General features: G+C 70.4%; 9 protein-coding genes. 6 read left to right on the top strand and 3 right to left on the bottom strand.

Annotated elements, in window-relative coordinates:
* Positions 1-379: 379 nt before the first annotated feature.
* A complete protein-coding gene (locus tag E8A74_RS37810; protein WP_170229673.1) occupies positions 380-3,445 on the bottom strand; it encodes an NAD(P)-binding protein in 3,066 nt (1,021 codons plus the stop codon).
* A gap of 252 nt (positions 3,446-3,697) precedes the next feature.
* Here E8A74_RS37810 and E8A74_RS37805 point away from each other — a divergent pair, with 252 nt between their 5' ends.
* Entirely contained in the window at positions 3,698-6,481 is a 2,784-nt protein-coding gene (locus tag E8A74_RS37805) for an ATP-binding protein (protein WP_170229672.1), read from the top strand.
* A gap of 91 nt (positions 6,482-6,572) precedes the next feature.
* A complete protein-coding gene (locus E8A74_RS37800; RefSeq protein WP_136933963.1) occupies positions 6,573-7,709 on the top strand; it encodes a hypothetical protein in 1,137 nt (378 codons plus the stop codon).
* Here the strand turns inward: E8A74_RS37800 and E8A74_RS37795 are convergent.
* Entirely contained in the window at positions 7,701-9,116 is a 1,416-nt protein-coding gene (locus E8A74_RS37795) for a hypothetical protein (RefSeq protein WP_136933962.1), read from the bottom strand. The two genes, E8A74_RS37800 and E8A74_RS37795, sit on opposite strands and share 9 nt — an antisense overlap.
* 300 nt (positions 9,117-9,416) lie before the next feature.
* Here E8A74_RS37795 and E8A74_RS37790 point away from each other — a divergent pair, with 300 nt between their 5' ends.
* Positions 9,417-11,201 (top strand): WD40 repeat domain-containing protein, encoded by a 1,785-nt coding sequence (locus E8A74_RS37790; RefSeq protein WP_136933961.1) that lies wholly within the window; start codon positions 9,417-9,419, stop codon positions 11,199-11,201.
* A gap of 45 nt (positions 11,202-11,246) precedes the next feature.
* On the opposite strand, the gene E8A74_RS37785 is transcribed toward E8A74_RS37790, so the two are convergent.
* Complete coding sequence (locus tag E8A74_RS37785) at positions 11,247-12,326, bottom strand: aldo/keto reductase (RefSeq protein WP_136933960.1); 1,080 nt, start codon at positions 12,324-12,326, stop codon at positions 11,247-11,249.
* 111 nt (positions 12,327-12,437) lie between these two features.
* Here E8A74_RS37785 and E8A74_RS37780 point away from each other — a divergent pair, with 111 nt between their 5' ends.
* From E8A74_RS37780 to E8A74_RS37770, 3 genes are all read left to right on the top strand, one after another.
* Positions 12,438-12,866, top strand: coding sequence for a MarR family winged helix-turn-helix transcriptional regulator (locus tag E8A74_RS37780; protein WP_136933959.1), 429 nt, complete (start codon positions 12,438-12,440; stop codon positions 12,864-12,866).
* A gap of 106 nt (positions 12,867-12,972) precedes the next feature.
* Complete coding sequence (locus E8A74_RS37775) at positions 12,973-14,070, top strand: sensor histidine kinase (protein ID WP_136933958.1); 1,098 nt, start codon at positions 12,973-12,975, stop codon at positions 14,068-14,070.
* Positions 14,067-14,825 (top strand): LytR/AlgR family response regulator transcription factor, encoded by a 759-nt coding sequence (locus tag E8A74_RS37770; RefSeq protein ID WP_136933957.1) that lies wholly within the window; start codon positions 14,067-14,069, stop codon positions 14,823-14,825. The genes E8A74_RS37775 and E8A74_RS37770 overlap by 4 nt, the downstream gene beginning before the upstream one ends.
* Positions 14,826-14,865: the final 40 nt, after the last annotated feature.

The raw sequence follows: 14,865 nt of genomic DNA, 5'->3' as shown, positions 1-14,865 counted from the left end.
ACAAGCCGCATGCCCACCACGCGACCTCGCGCAGGGAACCGAACAAGGCTCGTCGGCGCGACAAGGCGACGGTCACGCCGCCCGGACACGGGGCTGGGCGTGTCTCCGGGGGGAGGTCGAGCCGAACGACGAGGGCCGGAGGTGGCCGAGGGGCCGTGTCGAGCGGCCGAACAAGGACCGTCGGCCGTCGAGGGAGCTTGTCGCGGGGGACGACCCCCCAGCGTCCAGGTCCACCGCAGGGCGGGCGGTCCGTGTCCCTCGGGGGGTCGCCGGGAGGAGGCTCCGGCTGCGCTGCCGAACACGCTCTGTCGAGGGGGGACGACACGTGTTCGGCTGGATTTCAGGTCCCTCCGCGCCGCCGCGTGGCAGAGCCTGGGCCTCAGCGCACGCCGTCGTGCCTGTCGCGGCGCGGGTTCACGACCTCGCCGGCGCCTATCGTGAAGTCGAGCTCCATGTACACGCCCGCGAGGGCCCGCAGGCGCACCCGCTCCTCGTCGTCTCCTTCGCCGACGAGCCCGAGCGCGTCCGCGAGGCCGGTACGTCGCAAGACGGAGACCTCGATCGGGCGCGGGAGCCTCGTGTTCACGCGGGAGGAACCGATGCGGCGGCACGGAGCCTCGATGATCGCCTGGTAGCAGGCGAGCTCGCGGCGGGCCGCGTCGCGGAATTGCTTGAGGAAGACCATGGAGACCGACCCTGTCCGCAGGCAATCGACGCCGAGGGCGAGCACCTGGCCTTGCGCGCAGCCGTCGAGGCCCGCGGCGCCGAGCCAGGCCGCGTCGTGGCTCGCGCGCAGGGCGTCGAGGAGCGAGACCGCGGGCGCCCCTTCACCTGCGTCGCGGACCTCGACGAGCCGCTCGTGGCGCCACGGGGTGAGGGCGTCGCCGCCCTCGGGCGGCAGCCACGCGTCGACGTGGAGGGCGAGGGCGCCGGAGGCCTGGGCCTCGAAGCCGAGATCGGCGTGTCCTTTCGGGAAGCCGAGGACCTCGCGGCCGCCGATGAGCGCCGCGCCGAGGTCGACCCACAGGGCAGGGATGTAGGCGCCGAGGGCGCGGGGGTCGAGCCGCCCGCCGCGGCGCTCGCAGATCACCACCGGGACGAGGAAGCCAAAATCGCGCTCCGCGACCGCGCCCTTCGCGTCGACGGCCGACAGGAGGCGGTTGTCCTGCGCGTAGAAGACGACCATCGGGCCGAGCGGGATGTAGACGCGCTCCTCGTGCAGGCCGAGGTGGCGGCCGCAGAGGTCGCGCAGGCGGCGCGGATCGGCCTGGAGCAGCGTCGCGACCATGACGCTCGACCGCGCGTCGTAGGGTGGGGAGGTCGACTCGTTGAGGCCTCGCTCGATGTAGAGGGGGGCGCGCGGCGGCGCGGCGGCGCGGCCGCGGAGCCAGTCGTCGTGCATCGGGATCGGCAGGCCCGTGAGCACCTGGGCGGCGCGGATGCCCGACATCGTCGCCGCCTCGACGCAGCCGAGGTTCATCGGCGTGAGGGTCCAGTCGCCGGCGAGGACGAGGTTTTTGTAGCCGGATTCGTCCGCGGCGAGGCGGTGGCGTGTGGTCCCCCGCGGCGAGAGGACGTACCGATCGGAGGGGTGCTGGACCGGGCTATGGTGCTGGAAGGCGAGGGGATCGTCGCTCGACGCCGGCGCGTGGAGGCGGCTGCGGTCGAGGGCGCCGTCGGGCCGGGAGATCGCAGGCCAGAGGTGGGCCGCGGACGTGTCGAGGTGGCGCGCCGTGAGGGTGCGGACGCGCTGGAGCTGCCGCGCGGCGTATCCCACGTAGGCGGAGCGCTCGATCGGCGGCGGCTCGTCGTCGTCCATCGCCGCGGTGAGGTACGCGAGGCTCCGCGGGCCACCCGGCTCGGGGAAGCTCTCGCGCGGCAGGAGGTGGCTCATGTCCGCCCAGGTATCGAGGGGCGCGGCGTAGGGGATCATGACCGGCGGCGGCAGGGGCCAGCCGGTCGCGCGGAGATCGTCGCGCTTCCAGAGCTGCGCCGACACGGTCGGCGTGGTCGTGACCTCCCGGAGCATCGCGGCGAAGCGCGGGTTTCCGGCGTCGGCGACGATCTCCTCGCAGAGGGCCGGCACCACGCCGAGGCCCACGCCGAGGACGACCCGATCGAAATCGCGGCCGTCTTCGAGGACGAGCGGCGGCTCCTGATCGGGGAACTGCGCGCCCCAGTCTTCCAGGCTCTCGCCGCTCGCGCGGAGGGCGTCGCCTCCGACGAGCTGCTCGTAAAGGGGCTCGCTCGGCCAGCAGGGCAGGCCCTTCACGTCGATGAGCGGCGTGTAGTCGGCGCCGTCTTTCACCGCGATTTGCCGGCCGATTTCGATCGCCGCGACGCGCCGGCGATCGGCCGAGAGGCGGAGCTTGTCGACGCGATGGAAGAAACGAAAGCGCACGCCGCGGCGGCGGAGGACCTCGTAGAGCGGGGCGAAGATCACGTCGCCCATCCCCGCCTGCATCTTGTAAAAAATCGCGCCGCGGTACGTATAGAGCATACGCAGCGTCCAGTGCAGGCCCGTCCCCGCGCCGATCTCGCGGCCGGCGCTGTAGGCCCCGGCGTAGACGCCCGAGACCGTCGAGGCCCGCACGGAGGAGGCAGAGGCGCCGTGCCGCATGAGCCACGCCCGGAAGTCTTCGTGGTCGAGGCGCCGCCAATCGACGTCGTCTTGGTCGGTCAGGCCGTCGGCGATCATCCCGCGGATCATCGCCAGCGTGATGTCCACGGCCACCCAGGCGCTCCGGATCTCCGGCTGCCGCGCGAGGAGCCGCTCGCCGCGGCGGAACGCAGCGGCAGACCAGGCGAGCAGCCGGCGGAGGAGCTCTTCGCGGCGCACCGCCACGAGGCCCCGCGCGGGCGGGGCGAGCAGATCCCGCAAGGACGCGAGCAAACGAGCGACGCCGCGCCGGAGGACACGGAGCCCGACGCTCCGCGGCTGCGGGGTCGTGTCCGCGCCGCCGCGGAGCGCGGGCTGCGCGTCGAAGAGGTCGAGGAGGAACTGGAGCATGATCGGGATCAGCTCGGCCGGGGTGGGGACCTTGTGGCCGAGGCCCGGGGGATCGCTGTTCCGGGGAAAGAGAAGGGGCTGGTGCTGCCAGGTGCCCTCGGAGGGCTCCTCGAAGACGATGAGGGAGTGGGGCTTGAATGCGTCTTCGAGGGTCGCGAGGGGCGCGCCGGCGGGGCGCCCGAGCGCCTCGTAGCAGCGGCGCATCACGGAAAAGGCGTTGTCGTAGAAGCCGTAGAAGAGATGGAGGCCATGCTCCTCGATGCGATCGAATCGCTCGCGGTTGCGGCCACTCGCGCCTTTCCCGCCGAGGCGGTGCCCATGCTGGTAGACGGTGACCTCGTAGTGATCTTCCCAGCCGGGCACGCTGGTCAACTCGAAGGCCGTGGTCAGGGCGGCCATTCCGCCGCCGAGAATGACGATTTTTTCGCGTCGCACGGGGCGGCGAGGATAGGAGGCCCGAGCGGGATTGTCCGGTCGGGCAGCGAGGCTCGGGCGTTTTTCGAGGGGATTCCGCTCCGTGACGTCGCTCGGTTTTGGTGTGAGGTGGGAAATTTGTATGGGCATTCAAGGGGCCCCGCGCGTGGCCCGGGAACGTCCACGCTTTCCCGCTCGACGCGGCGGTCGTAGCATCGGTCCTTGGCATCCAACGTGACGAGAGGGCGTGTTCGTTCATCGCTGCGGCTTCGTGTGCAGCCCGGATCGGACCCACGAGGGCGTCGCGCGCAGGAGGGGGAGCACGCGCTCCGAGGCCGTCCGCGGAGGGCCTCCCGGAGCTTCGTCGGCCGGAGCGCCGACCTCGCGCGTGTCGGGCAGCTCGTCGCCGAAGGGGCGCCGCTCGTCACGCTCACCGGCGCCGCGGGGATCGGCAAGACGGCGCTCGCGGCGCGCCTGGCGGCCCGGCTCGCGGATCCCGCGCAGGACGAGCCGCTGCGGGTCGTGTTTTGCGACCTCGAAGGCGCGCGCGGGGTGGCCGGGATCCGCGCCGCCGTCGCGCGCGCGATCGGCGTGCCCGAACCCGAAGGGGCCGGCGAGCGTGAGCTGAGGGAGCGGATGGTCCGCTCGCTCGCGGCCTTCGGGCCCGCGCTCCTGGTGCTCGATCCGTTCGAGCACGTCGTCGAACACGCAGACGCGACCGTGGGCGCGTGGCTCCCTTCGGTGCCCGAGCTGCAGCTCCTCGTGACGAGCCGGGAGCGATTGCGCATCCCCGGGGAGGTCGTGCACGAGCTCACGCCGCTCTCGTTGCCCGAGCGGGATGATCTCGCCGGCAGCGAAGCCGTCGCGTTGTGGATGGAGCGCGTCCGCGAGGTGGTCCCCGGGTACGACCCGACGCCGGACGAAGGGCCCGTCGTGGCGCGCCTCGTGCGGGAGCTCGATGGGCTGCCGCTCGCCATCGAGCTCGCGGCCGCGCGCTTCGGCACGCTCACGCCGGCCGAGCTGCTCGAACGTCTGGAGCGGCGCATCGACGTCCTCCGGGGGCGCGACAAGGCCGGCGGCCGTCAATCGACCCTGCGCGACGCGATCGACTGGTCGTGGGGGCTCCTTCCACCCTGGGAGCAGGAGGCCTTCGCGCAATGCGCGGTCTTTCACGGCCGCATCGGCGCCGACGCGGCCGAAGCCGTGCTCGATCCCGGCGGGGACGACGCGCTCTTCGCCTTGCAAGCGCTGCGTGACAAGTCGCTCCTGACTCATGCGCGGCACGACGACGGCAAAGGCGAGCTGGGGCTCACGATGTACCGGAGCGTGCGCAAGTACGCCGAGGAGCGGCTCGTGGCGTCGGAGGGACGCGCGGCGGCGTTCGAGCGACACACGCATTACTTCCTCGGGTACGCCGAGCGCTCTGCCGCGCTCACGCGCAAGGACCCGAGCGCCGCCGCGCGGCGGCTGCTCGTCGAGCGCGAGAACCTGCTCGCGGTCGTGCGTCGTGGCCTCGCGTCGAGCGCTCCGAAGGAGGTGGAGGTCGCGCTCCGGATCCTCGTGGCGCTCGAAGAGCCTCGCTGGCACGACGGCTCCCCCTCGGCGCACCTGCTCTGGCTCGACGAAGCGCTCGCGCACCCGTCCGCGGCCGAGGTGGATCCGCGCGTCCGCGGCCATGCGCTGATCGCCCGCGGGCGCGTGGCCTGGCGTGTCGCGAGGCTCGACGTGAGCGAGCGCGATTTCGACGAGGCGGTGGCGCTCGCCGTGCGCGCGAACGACGTGTCCCTCGAAGCGCTCGCCCGGCGTTTCGTCGCGCTCGTCCTGCTCCTGCGCGGGCGCTTCGAGGAGAGCCGCAGCGCCGCCGACCACGCGCTCCGGCTCGCGATCGAGGTCGGCGATCGCCGCCTGGAGGGCCTCGCGTACGCGATGCTCGGCTTCGTCGCCCGGCTGCGCGGGGAGCAGCCGCGGGCGCGGATGTTCGTGGAGCAGGCGCTCGAACGCTTCCGCGAGGTGGGGGAGGCCCCCTTCGAGCTGAGCATGCGCCTCGAGCTCATGTACGTGCACCTCGACGCCGGGGAGCTCGATGCCGCGCGCGCCTACGCCGAGCAGGCGCTCGCCCACGCCCGAGCGCTTGGCCTCGCGCCGCCCGCGCGCCTGCTGCTCGGCCTGGGGCACGCCGCGCTGGAGGCCGGGGATCCGAGCGAGGCATCGCTCCGGTACCGCGAGGCCCGGGACGCGGCGCGCGCCACCGGCGAGCACACGCTGGAGGTGGCCGCGCTGGCGTGCGGCGCGGTCGTGCTCTTCGAGCAGGGGCGTCCGCTCGAAGCGCGGCTGGAGCTACGCGAGACGCTCCCGCGGGTGCGCGCGCTCGGCCGCCATCTCTACTCGGGGCTCGTCACGGTCGTCGCGAGCGTGCTCGAAGCCGCGGTCGGCCACCTCGACGAGGCACGCGAGCTGCTCGCGGCGGCCGAGCAAGACCTCGACGCGGGGGTCGACACGCACCTGCCCGCGCTCGACATCTGCAAAGGGTTCCTCGATCTGGCCGAGGCCGAGCGCGCGCGGACGAACGGCGACGACGGGGCCGCGGCCGCGCTCGAGAGCGGCGCCCAGAGGCGGCTCGGCGCCGTGCTCGCGACCGCGAACGGCGCGGGCGCGCGGTGGGTCACCGAGCTGCGGGTGCTTGCGCGCCTGCTCGGCAGCGCGCTCGCGACCCACGCGTCCCCGGCCCCCGCGGCGCCGCGTGTCCTGCGGATCGACGCCACCGGCCGCTGGGTCGAGCCGCCGAGCGGCCCGCGCGTCGCGTGCGCGAACCGACCGGTCATGCGGCGCCTGCTCGTCGCGCTCGCGCGAGCCCACCTCGCGGCGCCGGCCGGCCCGTCCTCGTTCGAGCAGCTCATCGAGATCGGCTGGCCCGGCGAGCGGATCCTGGCGGACGCCGCGCGCAACCGCCTCCACGTCATGCTGACCCGCATGCGGGATCTCGGGCTGCGCGAGGTCCTGCTCGGGAACGACCTCGGTTACTTCTTTTCGCCCGATCTCTCGATCGAGTTCTGCTGAATCCCCCGGGGGAACCCTCGGATGTAAGCGGCATGTAAGCCCCCGGGACCGCACGGTGGACGTGGTTCCCTTTCTCCGACCCAGGAGCCCCATGAAACCACGCGCGGGCCTCGCCGCCCTCCTCGTGCTGGCGTCCACCGCCGGCTGTGTGAACAACACCTCTCCCACCTTGCGCGGCGGCGCGTTCGCCGCCTTCCGCGCGCGCGCTCCCCTCGCGGGCGACGAACACCTCGTCTTCGCCCCCTCCGAAGATGCGTCCCTGCTCGGCCGTGTCCTCCTCGCGCCTTACGTCACGACGCGGCCGCTCGCCGACCAGCTCGCGCCCAACCCGTGCGCGGACGCGCTCGTCGACGTCGAGCCGCGGCCGGTCCCCGGCGACGTCATCGAAGACGCGGAGGTCCTCACCCCGGACGCCGCGCGCGCGGCCGGAGCGCCCGGCGCGTCGCACGTCTACTACCGCTTCGACGTGCGCACACGCGTCGAGAAGGCCGCGACGAAGGCCTATGCAGCGTGCTGCCAGAGCGCCTCGTGCGGCGTCGGCTACGTCCGGTCGGCGACGCTCGGCGAAGGGGAGATCATGCTCGCGCGCGAGACGGCGCCCGGCGACCCTGCGGACGTCGCGTTCGATGAGGGCCCCCGTCCGCTCGAACTCACGCGCCTCGAGCGGCGCCACGTGCGCGGGGTTGTTGCCTTCGCGCTCGGCGGCCAGGGCGCTCTGCCCCCCTCCGCAGACGCGGCGGAACCCGAGCGCGCGGGAGGGGCGACGTACGATGCAGAGAGCATCGAGGTTCGCGAGTCGACGCGGAATCGAGACCATTTCGAGCTCTGCACGAAGAAGCGCTGCATCACGGAGAACGAGTTCATACGCCGGTACGCGAACCGGACCGGCTCCCACGAGCTCGACGATTTCTTACGCGATCGCAGCCCGCAGATGCGCGCGACCGGCGTGGTCCTCGGGAGCCTCGGCCTCTTGGCGGCGGCGGTGGGCGTGGTGATTCTCGCGACGGACAATCCCGCGGGGCCCGACCGGCGCGTGCCTGCGGTCGGAGGGATCATGCTGGGCATTGCAGTCCCGACGCTGGCGCCGGGGCTCGCGCTCCTCGGCGCGCCCTATGACGGATGGACGGACGAGCACCTCTTCACGAAGAGCGAGGTCCGGCGCTTCGTGGAGCGGTACAACCGCGCGCTGCGGGGCGAGGGTGCAGCGCGCGGCGTCTCTTCAAGGTGAGACGAACGTGAGCGAGTAGGCGTAATCGGTGCACTCGTTCACGCCGGGCTGATCGACGTACACCAGGTAGTTCGTCAGGGTGCTCCCGCCGACGGTGCATTGGAGGTGCATCAGCACGTCGGCGCCCTGGTTGCAGCAGGCTTCCATGCCGTCAATCGTGTAGTATTGCCCGTCCTGGCATTCGAGGATGTCCGGGATTTCCTTGGTGGCGCAATGCGGGATGAGGCAGAACCACGTCGAGAGTTTGGTCGGATAGGCCTTGAGCCACGGCTTGGCCGGGCCGGCGCAGGTGTCGATCCCGTTCGGGTACGAATACATGTCGATGTCGCTCTCGCCGCTGAGCACGCCGACCCGTGTGTCCTCCGTCAGCGGGCTGCAACTGATGTTGGTCGTGATCTTGGTCGCCGTGTCCTTGGTATTGTTCGGCTCGGGATTCAGGTCCTCGTTGCAGGCGGGCCCCCCGCCCGAACCCCCCGAGCCGCCCGCGCCTGAACCTCCCGTGCCCGAGCCGCCCGTGCCACCGGTGCCGGAGGAGGACGACGACGACGACGACGACGATCCGCCGCCGCCGCCCGCCCCATCGCCTTCGCACGTCCCCACCTTGGCCTCGTCTCCGCTCGCGGGCAGGCCAAACGTCGATACCTCGGCGCTCATGGCGAGGTTCGTGGTGCCGAGGGCGAGGTCCACCGTGAACTTGGGGATCTCGAACGTCTTCGTGCCGACGAGGGGCACCTTGATCTCGATGCTCGGCTGAATGAGGAGCGACCCGCCACGCACGATGTCGCCTTCGTAGGCCACGTCGGTCCCGTCAATCGCGGCGCAGGTGCCGGTGAATCCGATTTCGACGAAGCTCCCGTCCTCGATCTCCAGGACGAGCGAGCCCGGGATGTTTCCGGGCAGCGGGATGTCGGGCAGCCGCACGGGCGGGATCAGCGCCTGCGTCGTGACGCCCGTCCCGATCGAGAAGGGGTCGAACGCCGTGCTCCCCTCGAAAGCGATTTCGACGTTGTCGAGGCCGGGGATCGGGCCGTCGTAGGGAGGCAACATGTTGATGTCGACCTTGAGGTTGCCCACCATCGAAAAGCCACCCGAAAGCGCGACCTTGCCGCTGCCCGCCATGCCGTTGAGCTTCGGCGCGCTCTTCGATCCGCTCGGCGCTGCCTTGGCGTCCACCGTCGCCACGCCCTTCGCCGTGAGGTCGAACGATGCCTGCACCGGCGAGCCGCTCGGCTGGAGCCCCGTGGAATAGGCGAATCCGGGGAAGAGGTTGTCTTCTCCGTGCAGGGGCAATTCGACGACCTCCGACGCTGCCGACGCACTCGACGCGGCGCCATCGTCGCTGCTACAGGCGCCGATCAAAGCGAGGAAACCTCCGGCGACGAGGAGGAAGCTCTTGCGGACCATCATGTCTGTCTCCGTGGGGTGGAAGGGCCCGGCGCGCGGCGTCATCGTTTGCGCTCCGGTCGGCACAGACCTGGCCCGAAGATGGCTGACGAGGCACTTACATGCGTCTTACATCGCCGTGACCCTCCTCAAAAGCGTCTGCGGAAGCCCACCTCGAAGGGGACGCGAGTACCGGTTCTTCCGCGGACGAGTAAGAATCCCACGAGGTTTTCCCGCGGCGTTCGCGAGGGAGGCGCGGGCCTTCGGCGCGGGCACGTCCCGGCGGCGCAGGACACGCAGATCAGGGATGTTGCTCCCCGCCACATGTTGCCTGCCGCCACCTGCGTGGCCTATCGTCCGTCGCGCATGAACCACGCCGCCCGCCTGCTTTGCGCCCTCGCCGGTCTCGCGCTCCTCGCCGGGCCCTCGGCGTGCGGCCGCAAGGAGCGCCCGTGGACCGAGCGCCCCCTCAAGCAGCGCCCCGTCCCCCTCGGCCCTACGCTTCGGCTGCCCATCCCCGAAACGCTCCCCGAGGGCGCACCCGCGCCCCTCCTCCTCCCCGAGCGCCGCGTCGGCGCGCGCGGCGACACGTCGACGCTCCCCGTCGACGGCGACTTCGAGCGCCCCCTGCGCGGCGCGATCCTCCCCGGCGAGGACGGCGCCCTCCGCTTCGTCCCGCACGCCGCGCGGAGCGTCGCGCCGGTGGGCGACGGGACGTGGTTCGTCGTGGCGAGCCCCACCGGCCTCTGGCTCCACGAGACGCGCACCCTCGCCATGCGCGTCCGTCTCGTGCCGTCGCCCGTGCTCGACGTCGCCGCTTCGCCCGACGGCGCGACGATCGCTTACGCCATCGACACAAGCGACAAAAAGGTCCGCGTCGAGGTCGTCTCGTTCCCGTCGCTCGCCCCCGTCGCTTCGTTCCCCGAGGTCGCCTACCCCCGCCGCATGCGCTTCTCGGCCGACGGCGCCCGCGTTGTGATCGCCGGGGCGTACGTGAACCTTCTCGACATCACCTCCCGAGAGAGCCGCGTGGTAGGCAGCGACTCCAACGACGTGTTCCCCATGCCCGGGCGCCCCGACCAGGTCGCCGTCGCGAGCAACCGAGACACGATTGACATCTACGGCTACGGCGTCTCCAAGCCGTCGTCGTACGAGTCCGTCTTTGATTCGACCTCCGCGATGAACGTGTATCGAGCGACCCATGGCGGGATGGCCCGCGATCAGCGCGCGGTCACCTTCGATCCGGTCACCGGCATCCTCGCCGGCGGCGGTGACGACAACCGTCTCTGGCGCTTCTCGGGCGAACGCCTGCTCGATGTCTTCGAGCTCGGCGGCAACATCATCGACGCGGCTTGCTGCACGGGCAAGGCGCCGAGCGAGCGCACGGCCTATTTTGCGGTCGACAACTTCTCGGTCGCCGCGGTCCGCCTCCAGGATGGAAAGGTCGGGCCCTGGCTCTCGGGCATCAACACCCACGGCACCGACTGGATCGCCGTCCGCCTTTCGCTCCTGTCGGACGACGAGCTGCTCGTCGCCGGCGCCGGGCGCCTCGCCCGCTGGGAGCCCGCGCATCGCGCGCTCGTGGTCTCGCACGATTACATGGCCATGCATTTCCAGGTGTCGGCCTCGAGCCGGCAGGACACCCTGTTCGTCGGCTGCGACGGGCCCACGAGGGAGCGCTGCGCCGTCGAGCACGTCGCGCACGGCGCGCCCGCGGCGGACGTGGCCACGGCGCGCGTGGGGGAGGTCGCGCTCGAGAAGATCGAACAGGTGCTCGCGCTCGAAGGCGGCTTCTTCGCGCTGATCGGCGTGAAAAACAACCACCTGGCGGTGGTCTTCGTGAAGCCCGGGACGCGGCCCGATCCGCCCATCGAGGTGCCGGGGAGCGCGCCTACGCTCAAAAAGGAACTCTATGCCGTGCGCGCCCGCGATGGGGCCGTCGCCTTTTACGACATCGACGCTCAGATCTTCGAGGTCACCCGAAACCCGCAAGACGCGCGCTTGCTGGGCCAAGCGCCGAGGGACAACCCTGGGCGGGTCGTGTGGGACGAAGAGGCGGGGTGCTGGGTGCGCACGGATGATGCGGGCAGGAGGGTCGAGCTTCGGTAGGGGGCGCCGGCCCGCGGGACCACGCGCCCCCTCCGTCCGCCTCCGTCAGTAGTGATCGCCCTTCTTCGTGACGCCGAAGGGGATGAGCTGCGAGGGTTGTCCGTTGATCGTCGTCCCTCCGGCCTGGATCATCCGGGCCAGTTCGAGGAAATCGGCGGGGAAGTTGAGCTTCGGCTTGGTGAGCGCGTCGAGCGAGGCCGTTTGCGCCGGCGTGAGCTTGAGGTCGAGCGCCTTGAGGTTGTCGTCGAGCTGCGCGAGCGTGCGCGCTCCGATGATCGTGGACGTCACCGTCGGGCGGGCCTGCACCCAGGCGAGGGCGACGCGCGCGACGGTGGTGTCGAGCTCCTTGGCGATCCGCTGGAGTTCGTCGATCACCACGTAGCTCTGCTCGTCGAGGTAATTCGCGGCCCAGGGGCGCACCTCCGGCTTCAGGCCGTTTTGCCGCGTGTACTTGCCGCTCAGGACGCCGCTCCGCAGGGGAGACCACGGCGTCACGCCGAGACCGAGCTCCTCGGCCATGGGGAGCAGCTCCCCTTCGATCGTCCGCTCCAGGAGCGAATACTCGATTTGCAGCCCGATGAAGGGCGCCCACCCGCGGAACTGCGCGATGAGCTGCGCTTGCGCCACCTTCCACGCGGGCGTGTCGGACACGCCGATGTAGCGGACCTTGCCCGACCGGACGAGATCGTGGAGCGCCGCCATGGTCTCCTCGATCGGCGTGAACTTGTCCCAGTTGTGCAGCCAATAAAGATCGATGTAGTCGGTGCGCAGCCGGCGGAGCGATTGCTCGCAGGCGGCCACGATCGACTTCCGGCTCGAACCGCCGCCGTTGGGATCCCCGACGTACAGATTCCCGCTGAACTTCGTGGCGATCACCAGCCGGTCCCGCTTCTCGCGGTCGTGGCCGAGGTGGTCACCGATGATCTTCTCCGAATGCCCCTTCGTGTAAAGGTTTGCCGTGTCGATGAAGTTGCCCCCGAGCTCGATGTAGCGATCGAGGATGGCTTCGGAGTCCTTGACACTGCTCCCCCAGCCGAGGTCTTCTCCGAACGTCATGGCGCCGAGGCAAAAAGGGCTCACCCGCAGACCTGAGCGACCGAGCGTGACGTAATGATCGAGCGACATCGCGTCTCCTCCCGAAATAGTTCTACACTCGAACGGTTCCACTTCCGAACAGTTCAAGATTGAACTAGTAGTAACGCCGCCGGTTCCGTTGTCAAGCGCAAGTAGGAGAACATGGGAAAGCCTTCGCCCTGGGAGCTCTGGACGCTCCACTTCGAGATGACCATGGGGGTCATGGCCGAGGTGGAGCCCGAGGTGCGCGCGCAGGGGATCGAGATGAAGGAGTTTTTCCTCCTCGGGAAGCTCGACGATCACCCGTACCCGGCGGACCTCGCGCGCGCGTTGCTCATGCCCAAGCCGACGATCACCTTCATGGTGAAGCGGCTGGAGGCGGCCGGCTTCGTCAAGCGCCAGACAGAGGCGGACGACCTGCGGCGTTTTCGCCTGACGCTCACCCCCTCGGGGCGCAAAGCGATGGAGGCGGCCCGCAAGATCCTCGACGAAGCCTTCGGGCGAAGGCTCGCGCGGCTCTCGACGGGGGAGCGCGCCGAGCTCACGCGGATCCTCGTGCTGCTGGCGGAGAAGCACGCCCGGACACGCTGAGGGCGCGGGCCCGCGGCCCTTCCGCCGGCCGTTCATCGGCCCGGAGGGACCATCCATCCGGGGCGGGTTGAACCCTGCGAGCGAGGCCCGCTACGCTCCGCCTCGTATGAGGAGGCCTTCCGAAAGCCGCCCGAGCAGCCGTCTCGAGATCCTCCTGCCGGGGGGCGGAGATCTCCTGCCCCGCGAGATGCTCTGGCTCTACCCGATCGTGCCGCTCGCAGCCGCGCCGCTGCTCCTCAAAGACCTGTTCTCGCTCCCGCTCGACACGGCGCTCGTGCGGATCGCGGGGGTTTACGTTCCTTTTCTCGCGCACTCGTTCGTCTTCCACGCGCTCTACGCGGCGGTCCTGCCCAAGGTGGTACCGCGCGTTCGCGCGCCGCTTGCGCGTGGCGCACTCCACGTCGTGGTCACGATCGCAGTCCCGATGCTTCTGGCCCCGCTCGTCCTTTCCTTCAAGAGGAGGATCGTCCCGGGACACTACGACCTGCCCAAGTTTGTCCTCGAATGCATCATCATTTCTTGGGTCTACTTGTTTCCAGCGCTCATCGTGCAGCGCCTGCGGAACAAGGCGCAGAACATCGAACGCATGGCCCAGCTCGAACGGCAAGCCGCGCTCGAGGCCCAGCTCAAGGCGCTCCAGGGCCGCACGAATCCGCACTTCTTTTTCAACAGCATCAACACGGTGGCGAGCCTCATCCACGACGACCCCGCGCTCGCGGAGCGCACCCTCGAGCGCATGGCGGATCTCTTTCGTTATGCGCTCGATAGCTCGAAGACGCGGTTCGTCACGCTCCGGCGCGAGGTGGAGATGGTGCGCGACTACCTGGCCATCCAGTCGGCGCGGTATGGCGCGCGTCTCCGCACGCAGGTGGAGCTCGACGAGCGGGCCGCCGAGATCCTCGTCCCGCCGCTCATCCTGCAGCCGCTCGTGGAGAACGCGATTTTGCATGGAATGGCCCACCGGCGCAGCGGGAGCGTGTTCGTTTGCATCCGGCACGAGGGGCATCGTGTCTCCCTGGAGGTGCTCGACGATGGGCCCGGGCCCTTCGCCTCGGCGCACCGCGGGAGCCAGACGAGCGTGGAGGACATCTGCAAACGCCTGCACCTGCTTTATGGGGAGCAGGGAGGGATCGCCCTCTCGGCGGCGCCCGGCGGAGGTTGCCTCGCGCGGGTGGCCATTCCCGTGAAGGACGTGGTGGCATGAAGATTCTGGTCGTCGACGATGAAGAGCCCGCGCGTCGGCGCTTGATTCGATTGTTGAAAGACATCCCGGACACCGAGGTCGTGGGAGAGGCCGGGGACGGGGAAGAAGCGCTCCGGCAGATCGAGGTGCGGGGCCCCGAGCTCATGCTGCTCGACATCCGAATGCCCGGCCTGGATGGGCTCTCGCTCGCGCAACGGTACACGGACCTGCCGCCGCTCATTTTCATCACCGCGTACGATGAATACGCCGTGCAGGCCTTCGAGGTGAGCGCGGTCGATTACCTGCTCAAGCCGGTGCGACCCGAGCGACTCCTTTCCGCCATCGAACGCGCGCGCCGGCGGCTCCTCGCGACCCAGGAGGCAGCGGCCCGCGCCCTTTCCATGGTCACGAGCCGCGGGGGATCGTCGACGCGTATCGTCACCGTCACGCGTGGGGTCCTTCGTTTCTTCGACGCCCGCGACGTCACGCGTTTCTGGAGCAGCGACAAATACACGCTTTTTCGCGCGGACCAGGACGAACATTGCACCGAGGAGCCGCTGTCCACGCTCGAAGAGCGGCTGCGTGCCCATGGCTTTTTGCGCGTGCATCGGGGTGAGCTCATCCACATCGACAGCGTGAAGGCCCTGCGCAGCGAAGAGGGGATCTACGAGGTCGAGCTCGACGATGGCCAGGTCGCGCGCGTGAGCCGGCGCTCCCTGCCCGCGGTGAAGGCGGCGCTGGGCCTCAACGAGGAGCCCGGTCTCCGCAAGGCGTAGGACCGTTCATCGGCCGGGGCGCGCCGCTCATCCGCTCGCG

Source organism: Polyangium fumosum (assembly GCF_005144585.1).
Taxonomy (GTDB): Bacteria; Myxococcota_A; Polyangia; order Polyangiales; family Polyangiaceae; genus Polyangium; species Polyangium fumosum.
The sequence above is the reverse complement of the archived record's forward strand: the minus strand, read 5'-3'. Positions and strand labels throughout refer to the sequence as shown.

Bases quoted from the DNA above. Each gene is read 5' to 3' on its own strand.
- E8A74_RS37780 (WP_136933959.1), top strand. From the start codon at position 12,438: ATGGGAAAGCCTTCGCCCTGGGAGCTCTGGACGCTCCACTTCGAGATG.
- E8A74_RS37795 (WP_136933962.1), bottom strand. From the start codon at position 9,116: ATGATGGTCCGCAAGAGCTTCCTCCTCGTCGCCGGAGGTTTCCTCGCT.
- E8A74_RS37770 (WP_136933957.1), top strand. From the start codon at position 14,067: ATGAAGATTCTGGTCGTCGACGATGAAGAGCCCGCGCGTCGGCGCTTG.
- E8A74_RS37800 (WP_136933963.1), top strand. From the start codon at position 6,573: ATGAAACCACGCGCGGGCCTCGCCGCCCTCCTCGTGCTGGCGTCCACC.
- E8A74_RS37790 (WP_136933961.1), top strand. From the start codon at position 9,417: ATGTTGCCTGCCGCCACCTGCGTGGCCTATCGTCCGTCGCGCATGAAC.
- E8A74_RS37785 (WP_136933960.1), bottom strand. From the start codon at position 12,326: ATGTCGCTCGATCATTACGTCACGCTCGGTCGCTCAGGTCTGCGGGTG.
- E8A74_RS37775 (WP_136933958.1), top strand. From the start codon at position 12,973: ATGAGGAGGCCTTCCGAAAGCCGCCCGAGCAGCCGTCTCGAGATCCTC.